At 34.4% G+C, this 23,452-nt stretch carries 20 protein-coding genes and 1 pseudogene; 17 read left to right on the plus strand and 4 right to left on the minus strand.

The window, feature by feature from the left end:
* From H7U02_RS09835 to H7U02_RS09875, 9 genes are all read left to right on the plus strand, one after another.
* On the plus strand, positions 1–967 hold a 967-nt coding region (locus H7U02_RS09835), incomplete at its 5' end, for an ABC transporter ATP-binding protein (protein ID WP_207185676.1).
* A 1-nt stretch (position 968) separates the two neighbouring features.
* Entirely contained in the window at positions 969–1,655 is a 687-nt protein-coding gene (locus tag H7U02_RS09840; protein WP_201043285.1) for a flavodoxin family protein, read from the plus strand.
* Positions 1,656–1,829: 174 nt separating this feature from the next.
* Entirely contained in the window at positions 1,830–2,360 is a 531-nt protein-coding gene (locus H7U02_RS09845) for a hypothetical protein (protein WP_260318479.1), read from the plus strand.
* A gap of 204 nt (positions 2,361–2,564) precedes the next feature.
* Positions 2,565–3,137, plus strand: coding sequence for a hypothetical protein (locus H7U02_RS09850; RefSeq protein WP_201043289.1), 573 nt, complete (start codon positions 2,565–2,567; stop codon positions 3,135–3,137).
* 651 nt (positions 3,138–3,788) lie between these two features.
* A complete protein-coding gene (locus H7U02_RS09855) occupies positions 3,789–4,319 on the plus strand; it encodes a hypothetical protein (RefSeq protein WP_201043291.1) in 531 nt (176 codons plus the stop codon).
* A 141-nt stretch (positions 4,320–4,460) separates the two neighbouring features.
* Positions 4,461–5,789, plus strand: a complete 1,329-nt coding sequence (locus tag H7U02_RS09860; protein WP_201043293.1) for a hypothetical protein — start codon at positions 4,461–4,463, stop codon at positions 5,787–5,789.
* Positions 5,790–5,807: 18 nt separating this feature from the next.
* Entirely contained in the window at positions 5,808–8,348 is a 2,541-nt protein-coding gene (locus H7U02_RS09865; RefSeq protein WP_201043294.1) for an SspB-related isopeptide-forming adhesin, read from the plus strand.
* A 249-nt stretch (positions 8,349–8,597) separates the two neighbouring features.
* The gene (locus H7U02_RS09870) at positions 8,598–9,251 is read left to right on the plus strand and encodes a hypothetical protein (protein WP_070578115.1); all 654 of its coding nucleotides are present in this window, start codon (positions 8,598–8,600) and stop codon (positions 9,249–9,251) included.
* Positions 9,252–9,263: 12 nt separating this feature from the next.
* Complete coding sequence (locus tag H7U02_RS09875; protein ID WP_070578112.1) at positions 9,264–9,833, plus strand: hypothetical protein; 570 nt, start codon at positions 9,264–9,266, stop codon at positions 9,831–9,833.
* 530 nt (positions 9,834–10,363) lie between these two features.
* On the opposite strand, the pseudogene H7U02_RS11660 reads toward H7U02_RS09875, so the two are convergent.
* Positions 10,364–10,513: pseudogene (locus H7U02_RS11660) on the minus strand (DNA-binding protein); the annotation flags it as partial.
* A 50-nt stretch (positions 10,514–10,563) separates the two neighbouring features.
* On the minus strand, positions 10,564–11,418 hold the full coding sequence (locus tag H7U02_RS09880; protein WP_070578106.1) for a hypothetical protein: 855 nt from the start codon (positions 11,416–11,418) through the stop codon (positions 10,564–10,566).
* Between the two features lie 356 nt (positions 11,419–11,774).
* Here H7U02_RS09880 and H7U02_RS09885 point away from each other — a divergent pair, with 356 nt between their 5' ends.
* From H7U02_RS09885 to H7U02_RS09920, 8 genes are all read left to right on the plus strand, one after another.
* Positions 11,775–11,972: a hypothetical protein gene (locus H7U02_RS09885; RefSeq protein ID WP_070578103.1), complete on the plus strand. Its 198-nt coding sequence runs from the start codon at positions 11,775–11,777 to the stop codon at positions 11,970–11,972.
* Between the two features lie 1,201 nt (positions 11,973–13,173).
* Entirely contained in the window at positions 13,174–13,650 is a 477-nt protein-coding gene (gene pezA / locus H7U02_RS09890; protein ID WP_070578098.1) for a type II toxin-antitoxin system antitoxin PezA, read from the plus strand.
* Complete coding sequence (gene pezT, locus H7U02_RS09895; protein ID WP_070578095.1) at positions 13,650–14,417, plus strand: type II toxin-antitoxin system toxin PezT; 768 nt, start codon at positions 13,650–13,652, stop codon at positions 14,415–14,417. The genes pezA and pezT overlap by 1 nt, the downstream gene beginning before the upstream one ends.
* Positions 14,418–14,431: 14 nt before the next feature.
* Positions 14,432–15,220: a DUF6414 family protein gene (locus H7U02_RS09900; RefSeq protein WP_070578092.1), complete on the plus strand. Its 789-nt coding sequence runs from the start codon at positions 14,432–14,434 to the stop codon at positions 15,218–15,220.
* Positions 15,221–16,360: an AAA family ATPase gene (locus tag H7U02_RS09905; protein ID WP_070578089.1), complete on the plus strand. Its 1,140-nt coding sequence runs from the start codon at positions 15,221–15,223 to the stop codon at positions 16,358–16,360.
* 756 nt (positions 16,361–17,116) lie between these two features.
* Positions 17,117–18,292 carry a hypothetical protein gene (locus H7U02_RS09910; RefSeq protein ID WP_207185677.1) on the plus strand — a complete coding sequence of 392 codons (1,176 nt, stop codon included), beginning with the start codon at positions 17,117–17,119 and terminating at the stop codon, positions 18,290–18,292.
* 180 nt (positions 18,293–18,472) lie between these two features.
* Entirely contained in the window at positions 18,473–19,888 is a 1,416-nt protein-coding gene (locus H7U02_RS09915) for a Y-family DNA polymerase (RefSeq protein ID WP_070578471.1), read from the plus strand.
* Positions 19,885–20,244 (plus strand): hypothetical protein, encoded by a 360-nt coding sequence (locus H7U02_RS09920; RefSeq protein WP_070578474.1) that lies wholly within the window; start codon positions 19,885–19,887, stop codon positions 20,242–20,244. Before H7U02_RS09915 ends, H7U02_RS09920 begins: the two co-directional genes overlap by 4 nt.
* A gap of 142 nt (positions 20,245–20,386) precedes the next feature.
* Here H7U02_RS09920 and xerS read toward each other — a convergent pair whose 3' ends face one another.
* Together xerS and H7U02_RS09930 are read right to left on the minus strand one after the other, a co-directional pair.
* Complete coding sequence (xerS, locus tag H7U02_RS09925; protein ID WP_201043295.1) at positions 20,387–21,460, minus strand: tyrosine recombinase XerS; 1,074 nt, start codon at positions 21,458–21,460, stop codon at positions 20,387–20,389.
* A gap of 309 nt (positions 21,461–21,769) precedes the next feature.
* Positions 21,770–23,293, minus strand: a complete 1,524-nt coding sequence (locus tag H7U02_RS09930) for a hypothetical protein (protein WP_201043296.1) — start codon at positions 23,291–23,293, stop codon at positions 21,770–21,772.
* Between the last annotated feature and the right edge of the window lie 159 nt (positions 23,294–23,452).

The raw sequence follows: 23,452 nt of genomic DNA on the forward strand, positions 1-23,452 counted from the left end.
AATCATTAGTACTTATACAATGTTTTTTCCAATTGTCTTGGTATTGTATTCGATACAAAATCTGAATGTTAGAGCAGGAGAAATATTCTTTTTATACTCAGTAATAAGTATGATTCTAGCCAATGTTTCATCATTCTTTACTCAAGTTTGCGATATAATAATGGTGAAACCTTCTTTATTCTACTTGAATGATATCTATGATGAAGAGGAAATGGTGCTACTCGGTCAGGAAAGCATAGATGACTTTCAAGAATTGAAAGTAGAAGGTGTTACTTTTAAATATAACGATGTATCTGATAATGTTCTAAAAGATATTAATTTTATTTTAAGGAGAGGGGAGAAGGTATCAATAGTAGGTTTATCAGGTAGTGGTAAATCAAGTATAATAAAATTATTAACTGGTTTGTATCATAAATTTTCTGGTAATATCTCAATTAACGATATTCCGTTAGAAAAAATAGATGAATCTTTTTTCCAAAAAAATATATCTGTAGTAAATCAAAATGTTACAATTTTCAATAAGACAATAAGAGATAATATTATTTTGGGAAATTCAAGTACTACAGACGAAGAAATTTGGGAAGCATTAAAAATTGTTCACCTTGATGAATTCATTAAAGAATTACCCTTAGGTTTAAATACTATAGTTAGTTCTCATGGGGCAAATTTTTCTGGAGGTCAAGCACAGCGATTATGTTTAGCTAGAGCAATAATTAATAAACCACAGCTATTAATTTTAGATGAAGCCACAAGTTCTTTGGACACTGTTAATGAAAACTATTTTTATAATATGATAAAGTCTCTTGGAGTCACTATCTTATCAATTTCCCATAGGTTGAATACTGTTGTGGATTCAGATAGAATTTATCTAATTGATGATGGAGAATTCGTTGCTGAGGGCACCCATGAATCTTTGCTTAAGACTAGCAATCTCTACGCTAAAATTTATAATGAAAAGAGGAAATAAAATGAAAATTTTTATTTATTATGGTAATAAAACTGAAGAGTTCTCTTCAAGTAAAATTTTCGTAGACAGATTGTTAGAAAGTTTGAAATCTGATAGTAGATTTTCGGAAGTAATTTTTAGAACTCCTTCAAATACTGATTTTAGCCATATAAGTAATTGGAGGCAGGTGATTGAGTTCAATGAAGAAAGACAAAAAATTAGTAAAGAGATGATGGAGTCCGATATAATATTATTGATTTCACCGGTATTTATTCATAATGTTTCATCTTATATGAAAGTATTTCTAGATAATTTTGCATTATGGACTCACGTAATGCCATTAGTTGGTAAGGTTGGAGTACCAATTAGTATATCATCTACAAATGGTAATGAATTTGTAAATGATTATTTAACAAAAATAATGAACTATTGGGGGATTCTAACACACAAATCTATATCGATTACGCTAGCAAATAAAAAGAATGAAGTAATAGAGAGTTATGTGAGATATGTTCTACATGTTGTAGATGCATTGACTTGTAGAAATTTTTCTGCAGATACATCAACTTTAAATTTATTTTTTGAAAATAATGTCAATAACTTTAAATTGGATCATGAAAATTATGAGAAATCTATATTTAATGAGTTACCATATAGTAAATGTGAAACATTCGATCAGGCTTATGAACTAATGAAAAATAAAGAATGATTACTTCAGATTGAAGACAAAGTGCCCAGAAGTATAACTTCTGGGCACTTTGTCTTCAATGAAAGGGGGTGTCACTCCCTTTTTCTCTTGTATAAATGATGCTATACTGGGCTCATGAAAAAAGATTCTAAGTACATTATTATTTTGGTGGTCATTTTCCTAGCTCTTGGAGTCATGTTTTTGGTCTCTGCGTTAATTAAGAAAAATGAACCGAAGAAAAAAGTAACAACCCCTAGCACCGAACAGGTGATTGAAGATTCATCCTCGGAAGCCATTCCAAAGGAAGATAAGTATGAGAGATGGCGTAAAGAGGCCCTTGCGACCTTAGAAACACAAACACCTGCAGGTGATGCTGATACGCAAACTGTAAAGAATGCACTGAAAGAAATGTGTTCTTATGTTGAGACAGTTCAGAACGTAACCGATGTTAAGCCAGATTATCAAAATCACTTAACGATTACTGGCACTAAGATGCAGTATGAGCTTGTAGCGAAATTTATGCTAGGATATAAGTATTCTGATGCTACAACTCAAGTATTTAAAGCCAAAGCAGATAATGTTCGTCAGTTTGTCCTTGAGGTTGCTAACCCAGATGGTGCGAAACTCTATTTCTGTGGGAATTACGTTATGGGAACAACTCAAATAGAAGTAACATCAGTTCATGGAGTAGCTGAAGCTGATCATGCTGAACATGGACATGACTAAACGTAATCAATCCGTCTTACATATCTTGTTTAGCTTCATCAATAGATGGAGCTTTTCTTTATATATTTAACTCTAATAGGAATTTTTGTCCTTGTGTAAGTGCATATCTTCTTAATCCTTGATATAATAGTGCCATAGCACAGGGATTAAAGAATTGGTGATAATAAGAGAATAGGATTAAAGAACGATTGGAGATGAGGAGTCATGGAAAAAGAAACAAAGCTTCTTTTAAGGAAGTTGGTCAGATTATTTGACGGACAGACTAAGGAATATCTTTTAAAATATACTGATGATGTTTCTGAGTTAAATATTGAAGAACAAAATAAACTAGCTCAAGAGTTACCGGCTAGACACTTAAGTGCTGAAATTTTAAGTGATATTCAACGAATTAAAAATGGTGAAGAGCCACGTTTCTTTACTATAGATGGACAATATAAGGGACTATGTGTTGAAGAATACAATCAGCGTGACTTTATGACACGTCAGCAACGATACGTTCTAAGTTGGGCGTTTGGAATGTTACTCTTTTTAGCGGTCTTTACAATTATTTCCTGGAACTTTGTTCCAAATGTTATCCAAAAAATGGAAAGTAGTGCATCACTATTGAACTATACTGAGAACTATGGCACTCGTCCTGAACAGGTCTTTGCAATGGTTGTATGTGGTGTTTTATTGATATTACTTTCGGTAGTTGTTTCACTGGTATGTTTGAAGAGGTATCGTAAAAATACTGAAGAACCTATCAATGTTGTCTTAACAGATGATTTGAGACTATAAAAGCTGAAGCTTAAGCTTTGGCTTTTTTGGTGTTTTTAAACTTGATCGCTATTTTTGGGGATTAAATTTTCATAAAGCAGTTAACAGAAGAACAATAACTATGTTTGTTTCTGAATACCATTATGAACAGACTACATTATTACTCAAGTAGGATATGGAATGTTTTAAATGACAGGACGAGCCCTCACCCCGTAATTGGCAATTTATATTAAGTGTTAGAAGAGAATGAGGCGAGGAAGCTTATTAATTTGCAAACCAAAAGCACTGTCACTTCGCACTTAGTGCCAGCAGAATAATATATAAATAAACACCTCGCCTCACGAATAGTACCTGACTTCAAGTAAAGTGAACTGCTGGATGGGCCATAAACGAGGGAGAGTTTATCATGAAATAAATCAAAGAGGAGGAGCAGGTGCAACCCCTCCCTGTAACTTCAACTTTTGGATCACTATTGGCTGTATTAAAGACAAGACAAGGGAATTTATCAAGTAAACCTTGAGGTTGATAAAGCAACGTCTAAAAAAAAATTGTTCATTTTAAATGGCTTTTGAAAATTTAGGGCTCTCTGCGCTTGCTCTTATAATTTCCTCTGTGCTACACTAATCTTAGTTTAAGAAAAGACGATTCAAATATCTATGAAAGGAGAAAAATATGAACACACCTCGTATTAACCGATTTTTAGGTGAATGGTTGGACAGACAGACTAGCCCAGACTTTTTTAAAAAAGGTTTGATTCTTCTGAATGCATATGACTTTCTCGATAGTAAGGCGGATGCCATTCCTGGTCTCATCGCTCATAAAAAAAGCCCTCTACGTCGGCAATTAGATGAAGCTCTCGCTAGTCTTGGGTACTGTTATCTTAAGCCTATTGAAGTCAATGCTCAAAACTCCATTGAAGTAGAGAAGTACTACCGATTTGAAGCTACACCTAAAGGTTCCAATGAAGCTATTACTTACTATGGTCTTGGTGCGTACTTTATTTGCCGTGCTATATTTAACAATGAATTCGATATTGATTCTGGCTTTCAATACGATGACGAAGAACTCTTTTATGAAGACATTGGATTTGATGCTCTATTCCATAATAAGTCCGTTTTCCTATTAGGAGACACTCCTTCTGATGATATGGAGGTATCTTGGCAAGAAATTGGGATTTCAATGCGTAGACGAGCTTTTAATTAGGCAACAATACAATCCATATTATATTACAAGAGAGCAGTATGCTCTTTTTTTGTGTTTTCATAGGGTGTCACTGGGTTTGAGTCAGGGATGACTTTTGCTATCATCTGATTGTAATTTTTTAAGAAAGGAAATTGCTTATTTATGGATAAAAACAAACGTTCAATGATCCTAAAATCTGGAGCTTTTTTAACAGCCCTTGTAGCAACAGGTTTGGTTAATAATGGGGTATCAGCAGACGAAACTGCCGCACCAACTGGACCAACAGATAATGCTACTGTTGCGACTGGACACTCCGATACACTTCTTCCTCCCGCTTCATCAACACCAGCGACACCTGGTACCAATACTACAGATGTCCCAACTGCTGAAGCACCTAAAGTAACCGACGGTTCTACTGGTACTGGTGTAGCTACACCTACAACACCAAGTGTTACTACGCCAAGTCAAGACGAAGGGAAGACATCAGAAACTTCTGAGGCTGCACCTACGACTTCTGAAAATGCAAGTACAACTGCTGAAACGTCTACAGCTACCTCTGAAGGAAGTGAAGGAAACTCTACTTCTGATACAACTTCAACTGCATCAGAAACTCCTACCCCTTCAGAACACACAGTAACTGAAACTCCTACTAAGCCTAACGCTACGGATACTGCTAACCATAATAGTGAAAATAACACTAGCAGTAGCAGTGAAAGTTCAACAAATACTGTTAATGATAAAGGGTCAACGGTTGCCACACCAACCCCAGCACCAACTGAAGGGAATAACGCTTCAAGTTCTGAAGCACCTAGTGGCTCATCAACTTCGGCCGAATCTTCTTCAACAAGTTCAGAAACACCAAAAGTATCTGATGGAACATCTGGAACAGGTGTAAGTTTACCAAGTAGCGAAGGAACAACATCTTCTGAGAAATCATCGACTTCTCCAGAACTATCTGAAACTGCTACAAACACTCCTCATATTCTTGACGGAACCAATGGAACTGGTGTCTCTACACCATCTGAACATAAATCAGACAATCGTACAGAAGTTGCTTCACCTTCAGCAGCAACTTCAAACAAGGTGGTTGAGTCTCCTAAAACTGAAGAAACTCCTAAAGTTAGCGACACGAGTGTTCAAGAAGCACCTAAACCAGGGGACGTTTCTCCTTCAACAAAACAAGTTGTACTTAATGTGACTCCTAGTCAACCAGTCGTCACAAATACTGGTTATAAAGTTGTCTCAACAAACAATAGTGATCTTGTCATACAAAACTTCGATGGTTCTGTAGCCTCAGTTCCAGCTTCACAGGCAGGAGGAGCAGTGAATGAGGATGGAACTGTCTCTGTTAAGACCGAGGCAGGAGAAATGGTAACACTTCCTGAAACAGGGGAAGCTGGAACAAAACTCGTTACCTTTGGATTCTTGATTTTGGCAGCACTTGGTCTCCAACGTACAGCTGTGAAACAAGATAAATGGTACTCAAACTAAGAAAGGTGATTATTGAAAATGTTTAAAGACTCAAATAACACGAAAGGACAGGGCTCTATTCGTAAAAATAAAGTCTACGGAGCTGTAGGTGTACTTGCACTCGGTGCTGCAGCAATCGTTGGAGGAACTTCTCAAGCATCCGCAGATGAAGTAACTGAAGCTCCTGTAAATTCAGAACCAGTGGCTACCTCACAAGCAAACGCAGACAGCCTTATGTCACAAGCTACAGCTGTTGCAACTTCAGATGTCTCTGCTCCAACAACCACAGCGACTGCAACAAACACTACTGATTCACAACCTACTGAAACAGTAGCAGAAGTAGCTACTACACAACCAGTAAGTACTAATGATAATAACGCTTACGCTGAAAAGGCTAATACATCTACTGAAGCTGAAAAGGTAACTATCGACAACACAGCTGTCACAGATGCAGTTGCTACCGCTAAAGATAGTGGGGTTAAAGTGACACAAGATGCTACGCAAGACAAAGGGACACCAACCACAACTGAAGATCTTGCAACAAAGCAAGCTGAAATCAAGGCCGACCAAAATGAACAAGTAGCTACAATCAAACAAGCTACCCAGGACGCATCTGGACGCCAATCAGCCTATGATGCAGCTGACAAAGCACACGATACACTTGAAACCCAAGTAGACAAAGCGGTTAAAGATAGTAATGGACTTATTAAAGCTGAAGCTACTGAAATCTCAAGTGGGGATGGTAATAATGTAGGTGATTACAACACCTATACTGAACAGGTTAACAAGCAGATTGCTTCGAACAAAGAAACCATCGACAAATTTAACAAAGATTATGCTGCTATGAAGGATAATGCTAACGTTAATGTTGATGGACGTGTGACAACACAAAATGTTGATCAATTGACTTACGGGAACTCTGTTCAAAATGGTAGTGTTAATCCTGACGGAACCTTCTCATTCACGCATGATATGAATGACTCAGCTAATGATAGCTTGGGTGTTTTGGGTACAGGTACCCTTAATGGTAAGGTTAATTTCACGTCTGCTGCTAACGGAGACGGTTCGACAACTGTAACACTTAATAGTCTCGATTTGTGGAACTACTCTTATACAAGTAACCGTCCGAATACTGGTGTCAACCAAAATCTTAACTACCACGTTTACACTGACGGGGAAGAGATTTACTCAGTAAACCACGACGGGAACTCAAGCTTTGCGGAAGATATCAATCGTAGTATTGCACTTAACAAGTCCTATGTCTTGAAACCAGGCGAAACTACTGGTATTATCCCAATTCTTAACATTGATGATAACTGGATTATCAATACTCATGGTCAGTTGAGTCTTGATTTCACTAATCCAAACGTGGTTCCATCAGCTACAGTTAAAAAGGTTAGTGAGCCTGTTAAACCAGAAATTCCATCTGTAAGCTATCATGATTACAAGATGGACTACCAACCAACTGTAACTAAAACTGTCCTCAACAGCGACGGCGAAAATGTTAATGGTAAGATGATTCCTAAAAATGATGAACATACCTACGTTTTGAATAATGGAAACATCTTTGCGAATGCAAAAGTTGGCGATACCGTGACCACACGTGATCCTCTTGAATTTGGAGAAGTTCCTAACATCGAAGCCAACAAAGCTGAAAATGAGGCTAAAGGTTGGAACGTTGACTATGATGATTCTTCTAAGACCTACACATTTACGGCTAAATATGAAGGTAAAACTCTTGAAGCACCTACTATCAAGTTTGTAGCCTCTGATGACAACGGCTTCTATGATAATACTTATAAATCTGGTCGCAATGGGTATGAAACCTTCTCTAATACTGTCACTAACAAGACACCAACGGCACCTAAGCCACATAAGTCTGTTACAGATTCAAGTGGAAATGACATCGACGGCAAAACTACTGACGATGATAAAGTAACCTTCCATTTGACGACTGACTATAGCCCATACAAAGATATGGCTACATCTAAACAAGCACTTAAATTTGCACTCCTCGATGATGTCCAAGATGGTGCTTTCACTGTAGATGAAGATGCTATTACTATTATCGATAGTCAAAACAAAGATGTCAGAGACCTCTTTGATATGTATCACGTACTTTCGGATGAAGGACGTACTGATGCCATCAACAAGATCCTAAATGAATCTGGTCTTAACCCAACTGGTGAATTCTATCTCTGGGTAGCCAAAAATCCAGTAGATTATTACCAAGACTACATTTTAAAAAATAATAATGTAACAGTTAATCTCCCTGCTACATTGCAAGTCCCTGCAGGTACTACTGTAGAAAATGATTTCTATCAGATTGATTTTGGTAATGCCTATAAATCAAATCTTGTTTCATTCGATACACCACCAGCAGCACCAGTAGGAGAGTCTGGCGGACCTACTTCTACCCCAGTAACTCCAGTAGAAGAAGTGCCTGTTCAACAACAAGCTATTAAGGTTCTTCCTAATACTGGTGAAAAATCAACTTCAGCTATTGCTACTGCAGGTGCAGTTATTTTGACTACTGCACTTGGCATGCTTGGTTTCTCTAAACGTAGTAAAGAGTACTAAGATAGCACCCACTTCTTAAAATTCCTTTTCCCTATTCTAAATTCATAATTCCCTAAAAACACAGCTCACAAGAGTTGTGTTTTTTTCTTGGGGGTGTCACTAGGTTACAAATAGATATTTGTTTTTCTATAATTAGAAAGTACTTTAAAACGAACTAGGAAGGAAGTTGTTGCTTATATGAGGACTGATAATTTATATAATTATGGACTTATGAAATCAAGACCATATAAGTAGAAAGAAGGTGTCTTTTTGAAAAATAATAAATTAATGTTCATGTTACTGATGAAATGGTTTGCTGAAAGTATTTATTTCCTTGAAATCATATTTATAACAGCCACTTCAGTCCTGTTATTAGCAAACAATATTCTCAATGTTTCAACAAAGACGATTCATATTGTCGCCCTGGTATTACTAGTAGTTTATGTATGTATTGGTTTGTTATTAGCTAATCGAAAAAATAAATTTACGATGTCAGTTAATTACTTTAAATTGATAGGTGCATTGGCTTATATCGTACTTATCACCACTTTAAAAGGTATTGTCTTTGATATTCTGACACACCCACTAGTTACATTGGGAATTGCACTTCCTTATGTTGTAGCTATTGCCTTAAGAAACTTCAGCAAAGGTCAGATCAATAAAATCATTTTTGATGATAGACACAATGCAAATATCAGAGGACGATTTGACACCGTAGACAATATCAAAGAGTCGATGCGTTTATCTATTGCTAGTAGTATTTCTCATGAATTTAAAGGTCTTACGGAAATCAGAGATGAAAAGTTTAGACAAGATACAGAAGGAAATGTAGCTGGTATGTTCAAAGTGCTGCTAAAATCTGGCTTTTGGGGACTTAAACACATCCCATTGACTAAAGTAACACTGACATTTAACTTAGAATAAGAGGTAATCACGATGAAGAAAAATATTTTAACAACAGAACAAGCAAGTTTTTTGAAGCAGTACAATTTCTCACTATACCAGGAACGATTTGAGGTATTATGTGAAGCTCAAAAAGCTGAAAAAGAAGGGCATCTAAATTTTGCCTCGGACGATGAATATAAAACATTCATTGATGCTGTAATGACTGGAGAATGGTCTGAAGAACTCTTTATGATCAATCTCTCAAATCCTATTGGATGCGAACACTTCCTTGCAGCACGAGAAGATAGTAATGGCGGACTAATTTGGGATGTCGTCGATTATAGTGAGGGGGACCACTTCACTAAAGAACAAATCCAGACGATTGTTCCAGAGGCATATCGATATAGTGCCTTTATGGTCTCTGAGATTGCTGCAGAAAAAGACTGGGGTCCAGAAGCTCAACACCAACGACTTGAACAAGCCAAAAAGCAAGCCAAAGAACATGAAAAGCCTATCGAGAACTTTCCAAAACCTCGTGTAATCACAGATGAAGAAAGAAAAGATGAACTTACACAAAGTTCTATTAGAACAGTAGCAGCAACCTTGAGACCTGCACAATAATCATAGGACGACCTAAGGATAGCATGTAATGATGCTATCCTTTTAGTATTGACTCTTATACCACGCGCAACACTTCACTTCTTTTCTCTAGTAATTTTCAAAGTAGATATTCCAAAACTTTTTTATTAAACGAAAAGAAACTTTGATTACAGAATTCAATTAGTATCAGCCACTTCTGTTAACAAGATTAATAAAGGAAATGAAACAAACAGATTTGTGACTAGTCAAAAATTATCAGAATTACTCGATCAAAGTAGAAGGGATGAAATCAGAATAATAAGACATCTAAGAGTGTGGCTCGTTTACAAGAAGGAAAACCCTTCGCCTATATGTGGGATAGCGAAAGGCTTTCTGAAACGGAAGCATAAAGAAAGGCAAATTTAGAATGACTAAGCACCGGAATCAAAAAAAATCTTTAAACTCAATAAAGAAAATACCAAGGATGGACAGGTACACTATCTTTATTTTTAAGTAAGAGAAAGTCAATTAAAAAGAAGATTTAAGAATATAAATGGGTAAAGAAAGTAGCAAATTTTCAAATACTCGCAGGTTTGCTTCTTGTTAAGAAAGGGCGAGTCAGTTCCAAGCAATTCTCTGGTGTGTTGAATTTCTGATTTGATAAAATTACTAATCATGATTTGAATTTCTTGTGTTTGTTCATCTAGTAAAATAACTTGAATGAAATTACCTTCTAAAAAAGCAGACATTAAAGCCTGCTAAGTATATATAGTTATTTTTTTAAAATTAATTCAGAAAAAATCTTTTCAAAGTTGTCTTGTTCGTTGGAAATATGGGTAATTAACTTGTCGTACCATACACTCATATCGGAAACATTAATAGAATGAACTTCATCAAAGACCTCAAAATATAGTATATTAGTATTTTCTTCTAGTTGGTCACTAATTATCTTCTCTGCTTGGTAAAAGAGGTCATTGCAAAACTTTTTATTGTTCTGTAAAAAAACTTGAATTATTTGGAAAACACCATATTGGTAGTTAGCAATAGTCGAAGTATAAGCTATATTTGCAATATCTCCGTGTTCTTTTTGTATTTTTGTTGCAATATCAATTAATGAATTTATAAATGACTTGCTAAACTTGAATTTTGACCCTTCACGGAGAATATATTGTAAGTTAAAACTATATTTTCCATGATTATAATATATAGGAACATGCCCATGCAAAGCAAAATTACGTAAAGTTGTAGCTAATTTATATGAAAAGTTATTATCGTATATCGAACTAATGAATTTACTAATTTGTTTGGTTGATTTTTTATCAAACTGTTCAATTACATCAATAAGGGTTTTTCCACTTGTAATAAAGTTTATGGTTAAAGAATTTATTAAAACAAATTCATCAGAAACTATTCCTCTTACCTTCCGGGCAGTTCCAGCTCGATCTAAATCAAAATGGTAAAAAATTTGATTGAAATTTAAAACGTGGATTCCTATAAAGTTTTCGATAGTGTGCAGTTTATCAATGACATTTAAATATGCACTAAGTATCTCTGCATCCTTACCAGAAACTTTGATAACTTTTTCAGAATCAAATGTACCATCTATAATTATTGTAGTATTATTCATTTCTTTCTCCCAAGCATAATCAGTATTCTTGAATGCTGTATCAAGCAAAAAAGATGAAGCAAGAACACCTATTGATGATGACCACTATCGTATTGTCGGCTTACTGTTCTTCTATGAAAAACTTACAAAAATTGAAGAACCTAAAATAAAGTGAAGAATAAACTTAAACTATTGATTTAAGAAAAGTACATCAAAAGTCAAGTGTACTTTTCAATTATCATATATTAATGTGGTGTGGTCAAGTGGTCTTACATAAAGAATTATTTCATAAATCTTTATTCGGGTTCGATTCCCGACGTGCCCAAGCATATAAAAGTATTGTATGTTTAGGCATGTCGAGTTGAATAGGAGTGCTTATGAATCAAGTGACTAAATTTATATATGAAACTAAAAATTTAAGAGAATGCAAAAAAGAGTATGATTTGATTTTTCGTTTAATAAAGGATTGTATTAGATCAAATAAAGAGCTTCAAGAAAAATTATTGTTGCGTCCTTTAACGATTGCATCTACAGTAGTAGCAGAATGTTACTTATATAAAATTATATATTCATAACATGCAGACGATAGTTTAAGGAATTCAGTATTTGCAGCAACTACATTTATTGACAAATGGCAGAAATTGATAGACTATTGTATTGAAAAAACTTATGAAGTGTCCTATGAAAATTTGGAAAGGAACTATAAAACTGCATATCTTAGATACACTGAAATAAAAAACTATATTTCTAGTGATTTAGACGAACTATACTCGTTGAGAAATAAATTTGCCCATGGGGAAGTTTTATATGCATTTGATAACACTAGACAAAACTTCAATGAGGATACCACAGAGATAATTAGAACTTTAGATTTAATGAAAGTGATTCGATTGAGAAAATCTTTCGACGAAATAAGTAAGTTAATTCTATACATTATTGAGTCACAAAGAACATTTGATAGAGATTTTGATAGATATTTCGCCAAATACGAAGATATAAAAGAAAAGTATGGCGGACCGGACTCTTACGAAAACTTCAAAAGTGAGTTAATGAGTAAGCCGAAGCAATTTCAGTAAACTAATGTAATTGTTGAGTATTTGGAAAAGTGTGATAAATACAATGTTTTGAAATTATCTAGGGCTATGAGCTATGCAACCAGATCTTACGAAAAAAGTAGAGTTTGAATTGAAATACAGTGAGTGCAATTTACTGTATTTATCAAAAAGAAAAACGCTTGAAATCAGCGTTTTTCTTTTGTATTGATTCGTAGTGAATTCCTATTCACCTCAGTAAAGGTTTGGTATTGTTATTTTAGCATGCTATAAACGCTGTAATATCAACGTTTTGTTATTATTTAATATAATTCATTCAAAACTGTTAGAGATTCATATGGTGAATAATCTTTTGCTTGCAATGTTATACTTTCGATATTGTACTTATCTAAGGTGCTTTTTAATTTTTCTATAAAGTACTGTTGTTCTTTAGTAAACGGATTAAGTCTACTCAAAAAAACTCTTATTTTTTTTATTCACGCTAGATTTCTCCTACGATAACTATTTATTATCACTAGTATACCATAGATTCCTATCTCTAATATGTTTTCAATTGTAGTTTTCTTATTTTTTATACCCTCAAAGACTTTTGAACAGCCTTATAGTGATTTTTTCTTCAATAATTGAATGTGTGACATTTTATCTCTCAGCTATAACAATGCACCATTTTTGGTGCGTTTCTAAATTTTGTGCTATAATAGAAATAAATAAAAGGAGGAGTTACATGATTGGAGAAAATATAAAAACGTTACGTAAAACACAGAATTTAACGCAACCTGAGTTCGCAAAGATTATTGGTATCTCTCGAAATAGTCTGAGTCGTTATGAAAATGGGACAAGTTCAGTTTCAACAGAATTAATAGATCGTATTTGTCAGAAATTTAATGTTTCCTATATAGATATTGTAGGAGAGGAAAAGATGCTCACGCCAGTAGAAGATTACCAGCTCACTCTAAAAATTGAAGTAATTAAAGAACGAGGGGTGAATATCTTAGCGCAACTTTATCGTTTTCAAGATGTACAAGGAATTGCATTTGATGATACTTCTAATCCTTGGGTTCTAATGAGCGATGATTTGTCTGATTTGCTGAACACGAAGATTTATCTTGTGGGGACTGTTGATGAAGTAGAGCGATATAATGGCTATTTGGATGGCATTGAACGGATGCTAGAACAAGCAACTCATCTGGTGGTGGCTTAATGAAACTAGAAGAATTTAGTCAAGATGATTTTGAACGAGCATCCAGACGACTCGTTCGTTCTTTAACTCGTGGTAAAACAACTTCGTCTCAGCCCAAGGCTATCTTGCTAGGTGGACAGAGTGGTGCTGGGAAAACAACGATTCATCGTATTAAACAAAGGGAATTTCAAGGTAATATCATTATCATTGATGGAGATAGTTATCGCTCTTTTCATCCGAACTACCTTAGCCTACAGGAAAAGTATGGCAAAGATAGTGTGGATTATACCAAAGTGTTTGCGGGAAAAATGGTTGAATATCTCGTAGATGAATTGAGTAAACAAGGTTATCATTTGTTAATCGAGGGCACCTTGAGAACAACAGAAGTTCCTAGAAAAACGGCACAATTATTGGCAATTAGAGGTTACCAAGTCTCACTTGCACTGATTACGACCAAGCCGGAATTGTCCTATCTCAGCACCTTGATACGTTATGAAGAGCTCTATGCTATAAATCCTAGTCAAGCTAGAGCAACTCCTAAAGCACACCATGATAGAATTGTAGAACATTTGGTTGAGAATTTACGGGAGTTGGAAAAGGATCAGCTTTTTAGACAAATTCAAATTTATCAAAGAGATCAATCGTGCGTTTATGATTCGCAAGTAGATCAAACCTCAGCAGCAGAAGTTCTACAAGAATGCCTCTTCGGAAAATGGAGTAAAGTGGAGGAAGAGATGTTGAAGTTGGGACAGGAACGGTTGAGAGAGCTGGAGGAAATTGATAAGTGACGAAGGGTTAATTTATGAGTACATTAAAAAAAGTAATTTATTTCGATGAATCATCAGCAATGGATTTTTTACAGATTGAATCCAAGGGAAAATTAACGAAAACAACTGAACTTATGACAACATTACAAGGTGAAACGGGTGTGGAAGTTGATGCTGAAGGAACAATTGGTAAAAATAGTGCTTTAAAAACAATTTTTGAAAAAATGACAGGACTAAGTGGTTCAGTTACTCTTTCTGCTACTAGTTCAGGTGGAATTCAAGGAAATAAAATAGCAAAGACAATACTTGAAAATTCTCTATTGTATGATTTTTTAGATACTGTAGAGTTACGCAAGAAGAATTTTCTTGTTGATATTACAGAAAATTATACTTTAGAAATAAGTGAGGATTCGATGTCTTATTTTGCTATGATTGCACCAATTTCAGAAATGATGGAAGGTTCCCAGAGTATAGATGGGATGGAAAATGTATCAATGTCATTTTCTAAACTTAATTCTGGGATTAGAGAGATTAAAGGTTATTTTGAACTTATAGGATATAATAAAGCACACGAAATTGAGAGAATTTTCCGTTTTAATATCAATTCTTTTAAAAATAATTATCGAATTCATGATTTAACAAAAATGACTCTTAAACTTTATTCAATAAAAGTCGGTGCAACGACTATTAGTGACTTAAATTTTGAGACACAGTTTAATTTACAACAGAAAAATCTATCTTTTACCGGAATTTTAGAAAATGATAGGATTTGCCCAGAACAGAAATATCCAGTTTATGATGTAATACTTGCAGGAGTGAACTAAATGGATAGTATTATACTTTTTAAAGGTTCTAAGAGAGATTTTAATAAATTATTAAAAGAGAGAGCCGTTGAAGACTTCACTCCATTTATGGAGCTTATTCGACAATATAATATTACTGTGAGAGCCAATGATATAAATGCCTCACAATATGCTCCAGATGGATTTGGCGAAAAACAGATTGAAAATGTTGTTATTTTTGCTGATGATTATGCCTCTGTAACGGATCACGTGATATCAAATTTTAATAATATTGTACTTCTAGGACATGACATTCAACATCTTTATATACAAAATCCTCCCAAGAGAGTAGAGACTTCCTTGAGAGTTCAGTTTGATAATATTATAGAAGAATACTATTCAAACTATCGGGGAATAGATAATGAGGAAATTATTGATTTCTATAATCATATGATTTCTTCTAATGTTGTAGGCCAACAGCAAGCTAAAAAAGATATTTCAATTGGTCTACTAAAGAAAAGTACCCTAACAAATAAGTCTCCTCTTGTCATGTTATTTTACGGAAATTCAGGAGTTGGTAAAACTGAATTAGCTAAAACAATGAGCGAATATTTTAACGGAAAATTGACTCGAATACAATTTTCGATGATGCAAACTGAGGAAGCATACAAATATATATTCGGAGATACTCACGGTAAAAATTCATTAGCTAAAGATTTATTATCCAGAGAAACCAATGTTGTATTAATTGATGAATTTGATAAGGTAAATAGCGCTTTATACAATGTTTTTTATCAAATGTTTGATGAGGGAGAGTTGGAAGATATAAATTACTTGGTAGATGTTTCTAATTGTATATTTATTTTGACAACAAATTTTAGTAATGATCAAGAAATTGCTGAAAAACTTGGCCTTCCTATCTTTTCTAGGATTGATTTAAAGATAGAATTTCAAAATTTAACAGAAATTGAACTGCTTAGAGTAGTTGATAATATTTTTGATGATGTGATCTCTCAATTATCAGAAGCAGATAAGGAAATTATAGATAATTATGGTTTGAAAGAAACGTATATGAAACATGTGGGTTCTTTTGAAAATATAAGATTATTAAAGAGTTTTATTGAGAAAGATGTGTTTCAAATCATTTTTGAAGAATTACTCAAACGTGATAATTTAGAATGACTATTCACTGAAATTTTTACTTTGAAACAATTGTTATAGAAATTTATCGTTTAATTTCATTATGAATTTGTATCTATTATAAAATGTATAAAGTTATAACAATTTAAATGGTGGGAACTTTTTGGTAAAATCTAGCTCAATTTGTGTATTTTTAGGGTAAAATTCATACCATTCAACTGAAATTGATTCAAATTAGATGAAATTCTGTTTTCTGTAAATGTGGGAAAACATTGATTTTAAGCGGATATTGAAACTTATTCAAATAAAAGTGTTTCCAACCAGGTCTCACAATTTGTAAGTAAAAGAACAAATAAAAAAGAGGAGCTTCATACTAAAGTTCCTCTTCTTTTATATATCCGAATCATTATTCTTATTTCAAAAAAGGTAGTGAAAAAGGTAGTGATTCGGTTGATTTATGTTGCAATGTAGTGAAATTTAGAATTTCAAAAATCGCTTAAAATCAAGGTTTCTCACATCTATTGACGTGTAGTGAACCCCTATTTCATCTCAGTCAGAATGAATTATTTCTTAACACATTGAATTACCTCATACTCTTAACTTCAAAAAAAGGAAATATTTATTTAGTATCGTTGATAAACAGGATCCCAAACTTCTAAACTCCAGTAATTTTCTTGAATAATAATCAAAAGACTACTTTAAAATGTTAGAATATTTAAGTATAATAAAACAGAATAATTAATAGTAAATCCCTGATAGCTATTTGGGATCCTGAAGACTTGATTTTGGAGATTGAAAATGAAATTTGATTTTATGAAAAAAATTGATACAAAGAAAAGTGTCATAATTTCTCTTATCGTACTATTATGTTTTGGTATAGGGTACTATGTACTTGCAATTTCACCACATCAAAGAGCGGTACAGTCATTTAATGAAGTGACAGCTAAAATTCAAAAAGAAAACAGTAGCTTAGAGGAAACAATTAAAGTGTCTAAGAAACTACTTAGTAGTAAAGATAAGCCCTTAGACGAAAATCTGACGGTTGAACTAAAAAACGAAGTCTCAACCGCTGAAAAGAAGAAGCAAGTAATTCCTAAAATCAAAAAGAAAACAAGCGACATCAATAAACAAGTTAAATCACTAAAAAAACCAATTAACTACTCGACAGAAATAAAACATCTTAATGATAAAAACCAGAAGTATTCAACAAGTGTTAAGCAGTTAAAACAAATTACCAATCCTTCCAATACATTTGTGGAAAGTCGTCTTAAGGAAATTGATACGATTTCAGAAGTTCAGTCAGCCACAGAAGATAATGATCCAAACCAAGGTTTAAACAAGCAAGGAAGTTATACGGCAGCAGTTTATTTCTCTGACAATGAAGTGACTAATCCAGTTGCTGGAGCTGATTTAGTTGCAAAAGGTACAGATGCAGGTGGATGTGTTGAGGTCTATAAAACGGCTGAAGATGCCAAAAAACGAAATGACTATTTAAGTGCTTTCGATGGCCTGCCAACTGTCATCAACCCTGGTTCACACTATGTATACGGAACAGTTGTTATTCGTGTCGCAGCATCATTAACGGCCTCACAACAAAATGCTTTGACGCAAAAAATATATGAGAAGTTAATCGAGATTAAAGATGATAGCACAAACAAAAACACCTCAAAAACAGAAACCTCATCCTCTACGAAACCATCATCGTCTAGTTCAAGCTCTACTCAAGCTACTGTTAGTGAATCAGCTCAGAGTAACAGCAATACGGTAGCTGGAAGTACCCCTACAACACCTGCACAACAACAAGATGCTGGAGTTCCCGAATCATCGAAAGAAACAAGGGTAAATCCTGAATTTCATAGTAATATTGATGAAAATGGTTATAACACACTCTTGGGTGTTTATGTGCAAGATATGATTGACCAGGCAAATAACTATCATGCTACTACCGAGCCATCATCAGGAAGTTCTGAATAAGTTCCACATAACTCGATACCCCTTTTAAAAATATTTAGAAGACTACTGAAAACGCCAATTACACAGCTATTGGTGTTTTTTTTACTCTCAAAGACTATTGGCAACACTGTAACTCTTGAAAACCTCACCAAAATAGTCTATACTTTTGTTAGTTTATATACTAACAAAAAGAGGTAACACATGGGATATTTTGATTACACTAGGGAACCTCGCAGTGATATTGCCTTTATTGATATGAAGTCTTTCTATGCTAGCGTAGAATGTGTTGAAAGAGGGCTACATCCTCTAAAGACTTCTCTATGTGTTATGAGTAGAGCTGATAACTCTGCAGGTCTTATCCTAGCTTCTTCACCGATATTTAAGAAAGTGTTTGGGAAATCAAACGTAGGAAGAGCATACGACCTCCCTTTTGATATTCAAACAAGAAAGTTCTCGTACTACAATGCCAAGAAACAAGGACTGAGAACAGATCCAGAATACGTGCGATTCATTGAAGACTGGGCAAAAGTGACTTTCATCGTTCCTCCCAGAATGGACGAGTATATCGCAGTTAATATAGAAATCCAAGGCATTTTTCAAAACTATGGTAGCCCTAACGATATTTACCCTTATTCTATAGATGAAGGTTTTATTGACCTGTCTAGTTCTCTTAATTACTTCGTTCCAGATAAGCAGTTGTCACGAAAGCAAAAACTCGACCTTATTTCAGCAAGAATTCAAAGGGACATCTGGAGACAAACTGGCATCTATTCAACCGTTGGTATGTCCAATGCTAACCCATTACTAGCTAAATTAGCGCTTGATAATGAAGCAAAGAAAACTCCAACCATGAGAGCTAACTGGTCCTATGAGGATGTGGAGAATAAGGTATGGTCTATTCCTAAGATGACAGATTTCTGGGGTATCGGTAAAAGAATGGAAAAACACTTGAACACGTTAGGCATCCTTTCAATCAAAGACTTGGCAAATGCTAACCCAGATACCTTAAAGAAAGAACTAGGAGTAGCTGGCCTTCGTTTATGGTTTCATGCTAATGGTATTGATGAAAGTAACGTTCATAAGCCCTACAAACCCAAATCAAAAGGTCTAGGCAACTCACAGGTTCTCCCTAGAGACTATTTTAGACAACGTGATATTGAGATTGTCCTTAGAGAGATGGCCGAGCAAGTTGCTATCCGACTGAGAAAGATAGGTAAAAAAGCGACTGTTGTTTCTATACACCTTGGCTACTCTAAGCATGAAAACAAACGTTCTATCAATACTCAAATGAAAATAGAACCAACGAATAACACTGACATGCTGACAAACTATGTGTTGAAACTATTCCATAATAAATACACTTCAGGAGCAATCCGAAGTGTAGCGGTTAATTATTCCGGTTTTGTAGATGAATCTTTTGGTTTAATCTCACTGTTCGATGATGTCGAACAAATTGAAAAAGAAGAAAGGCTCCAGACAGCAATAGATTCTATCAGAGACCAATTTGGTTTTACTTCTCTGTTAAAAGCTAATGCACTTGATAGTGCATCGAGGAGTGTTGCCAGAAGTAGGCTCATCGGAGGACATTCTGCTGGTGGATTGGATGGTCTAAAATGATTGATCGTTCCTATTTACCATTTCAAGCAGCAAGAGAATACCAGGATCCAGGGATGCAAAAGTGGATGGGGTTCTTTCTATCCGAGCATACCTCGTCATTACATGCTGCTAAAAATCGTGTTGACTTCTCAACAGACCTAAGTAAGCCTCAGAAACTCTTATTACTTTCTCAACTCTATGTCAACCAACTTAAAGGGCAGTTCACTATCAAACATCGTGATAGAAAAATTACTTTATTCGGCGAAGTGAGAGAGCTGTCTCGTAAGGAAATATCAATAAAGACTAGTGAAGGATATAGATTAGTTCAATTCGACAATATTCTTCAAATTCAGCTTTTGGAAAATCATATACACTAAAAAAAGCAACAGCCTATATGATGTGGTTGTTGCTTTTTAACTAGATTAACTAAAACCAACTGTAATTATGGAACCTTAATACGATACATACATATCCATTGTACTATGTATCGTGTATATCTAAAACAGAAGTGATAATAAACTACAAGTCACTTAATGCTTCCTTAGTTGTCTCTGCAGCTACGTGTGCATATACCTCTACCATTGCAGTCCCCTTGTGTCCCAATTGTTGAGAGACTAGGAGGCTGTCTTTTGTTTGCTCATAAAGACGTGTCGCAAGTGTGTGTCGCAGTTTGTGAGGAGTAGTAGGCTTACCATAGGCGGTAGATAACTTCTTCACCAAGAGCTCGACAGAACGTGTGCCAAGCCTTGCAGGTACTTTATTCTGAGTCGTTAAGAAGAATGCTTTATCTGAATCACTTGCTGCGTAGCGTCCCTTCCTAATTTCTAAATAACGCTCGATATAAGGGATCCCAAATGGAGCTATATTTACAACGTCCTTTTTCCCACCTTTTCGAATAACTGTAATTGTTCTTGTGGCCAGATTTACATCTTGCATATCCAGGTTCACCAATTCAGATAAACGGACTCCAGTTGAGAGTAGAAGTGCTATAACAGCAAGATCACGCTCTTTATTTTTGACAAACGATACCTGGGCACGTTTTGAGATTTTCTTTTCATGTTCATTATCGATATAGTCCAAGAAAGCCTGTGTATCATTTAAAAAGAGTTTTTCTTTCATGTTATCAGCACGACTAGCCAAGGTATCTTTAGGTTTCTTGATTTTGACCTTAACCATGACATTTCGGTAAAAATAAGGCTCACCCTCGTCATCCTCAGTTTCTTGAGTAAGATACTTAAACAAACTTGAGAGAGCATCCTTAGTCCGAACAATGCTGACTTCAGAGATTGAACGACGCTCAGTATTTTCACGAAGATAGACAAAATAAGCTTCGATAATAGACTTTGGTAAATGGGCCAGCTCATCAATATGAACATCGGCAATCGTATCATAATCTGCGTATCGTGCGGTTTTACCCAATTTCTCATGATCTCTAATCAACCATTCAAAAAATCGTCTATATTCCTTTAAGTACTCATACAGTGTCTTATAGCTATATGGAATTACGAGCTTTGCTTGATAATATTCCTTAACATACCAAGGCATAATCTCAAGCAACCCGTTTATATTTTTCATTAGTGTTTCTTGTTTCATATCAGCCTCAAATCTAACAATTTTCTTGTTAGTAGTAGTTTATCATAGCTAACATGTGTATTCAACAAATAACTGTTTTCCGAATAGATGTATTAATTGGTAATACTTTTCTCAAATTGTAACTATCTAGCTGGAGTTTTTCTAAGCTTTTAGTTATATGCCCACCAGAAATTTCTATAGGACCTATATAAAAATTTTTCTTCTCGATTTTCAATAAAACAACAGGAACATATAATCGGAAATTAAAACCGCTAATATAAATTTATATTTTCATTTGGTCTTAAAATTCATCTTAGTAATCAAACATTTTCAAACTTTTTGATGATTAAATTGGAACTTATCTTCTTGTAATCTAATAGCGTTACATATCTTAGCAGATGCTCCATCTTCACTACTAAAAACATGTTCAAGATATTTCCATAATTCTTCCCACCGTATCAAAACTCCTAATGATAAGTATTTATTTTGTGAAACCATTAACTTTTCCCATGTTTCTATAAATTTAGCATCAAAAATAGAGTTATCTAAATTACTGATATCAACTTTAGCTTGTTCGTATATCGGAGGGGGCGAAATTAGACTATTTAATTCATAAATTACATCTGTTTCACTTTTTGTAACCCCAAGATCTCTATGTATGTGACCTAGTAAAATAACAAGTAATGCTACCAATCTCAATATATCTCCAGCAACCATAGATGACGGGGCTTTCCCCTGATAATTGTATTTGTGAAGATACTCATCAATAGGGTCGACATCCCCAGAAAAATCATATGCTTCATTATCTACAAAAATAGGATACGGAGATAGCGATTCATTTACTAAATACTTAAACAATTTGTTTCCTTTTTTATTAGAAATTTCTACTACCAATTGTTTAATTTCATCTGCAGTCAATCTACCATTATGAACTGCATTTGAAATACCATACTTCTCTTCCAAATCATTCGATAACTTCTCATCAAAATCTGGAACATCAAAAGAAAACAATAACTCTCCATCAACATTCTCTAAATCAATAAATTGCAATAAAGATGTTCCAGTAAAGTAAGGTTTTAGAAGTTTTCTTGTACTATCAAGTATAAAATGTACATCTCTTTGTTCACCTAATTCTCTAGTAGTTGTTTCTAGCTGACTCGTTCCTAAATCGATAAATTTTACATCGTAGATACTAGAGCTTACTGTACCTGGTGAAATTTTACTCCGAATAGAATTAAGACTGTTTATAATACTACTAATTGGGGAGTCCGTCTCCCCTAACGATTTTCTTTCTTCCTTTGTATATTCAAAATACTCCACCAATCTTCGTTGTAATTCTGCACTAAAAAAACTGTCTCTTACAAGGATATTATGAGGATTCAAATCTCCATGAATTGTACTGCTTTGAACAAATTTTGAATAACTATTTAATAAACAAACAATAAGATTTAAACTCGCTTGGACAATTAAATTAGAATACTTCGAAAATGATTCTGATTTGAAAGGCGATTCTCCGCGATAATCTTCGCAAAATTCAAGTAATTTATCTCGACAATCAATCCATTCCTTGAACGATATATAATCATTCACTATAGACATAACTGAGTAACTCGTGTTTTCAGGATAACTTAGAATCCCAGCATCTGATACCACTGCAATTACATCACTTAATTCAGTAGATGAGTTTTTGATTGCTTCAAGCAAGGCTTTTTTATAATCCGATTTAGAGATTTTTATTACTTGCTCAATCTGTAAGATTTTATGAAACACCTTGTACGCTTTTCCATTTGCGCCTTCACCAATCTGCGTCATAAATTCTAATTTATCAAAAGGATAAGTCCCTTCTTCAAGCACTAGTTGATTTCTAAAGCATAGTTTTTTTCAACTATGGTAAAGTCATCAACATTTATATCATTTAGAACAATTTTCCCATTTTTGAATACCTTTCTACTAAAATTATATGCGAAAAAAGATATCTTATTAAATATCCCAGTTATAAAATTTTGTAATGCT

Origin of the sequence: Streptococcus sp. 3.1, from assembly GCF_016648915.1 — a bacterium.
GTDB lineage: Bacteria > Bacillota > Bacilli > Lactobacillales > Streptococcaceae > Streptococcus > Streptococcus salivarius_E.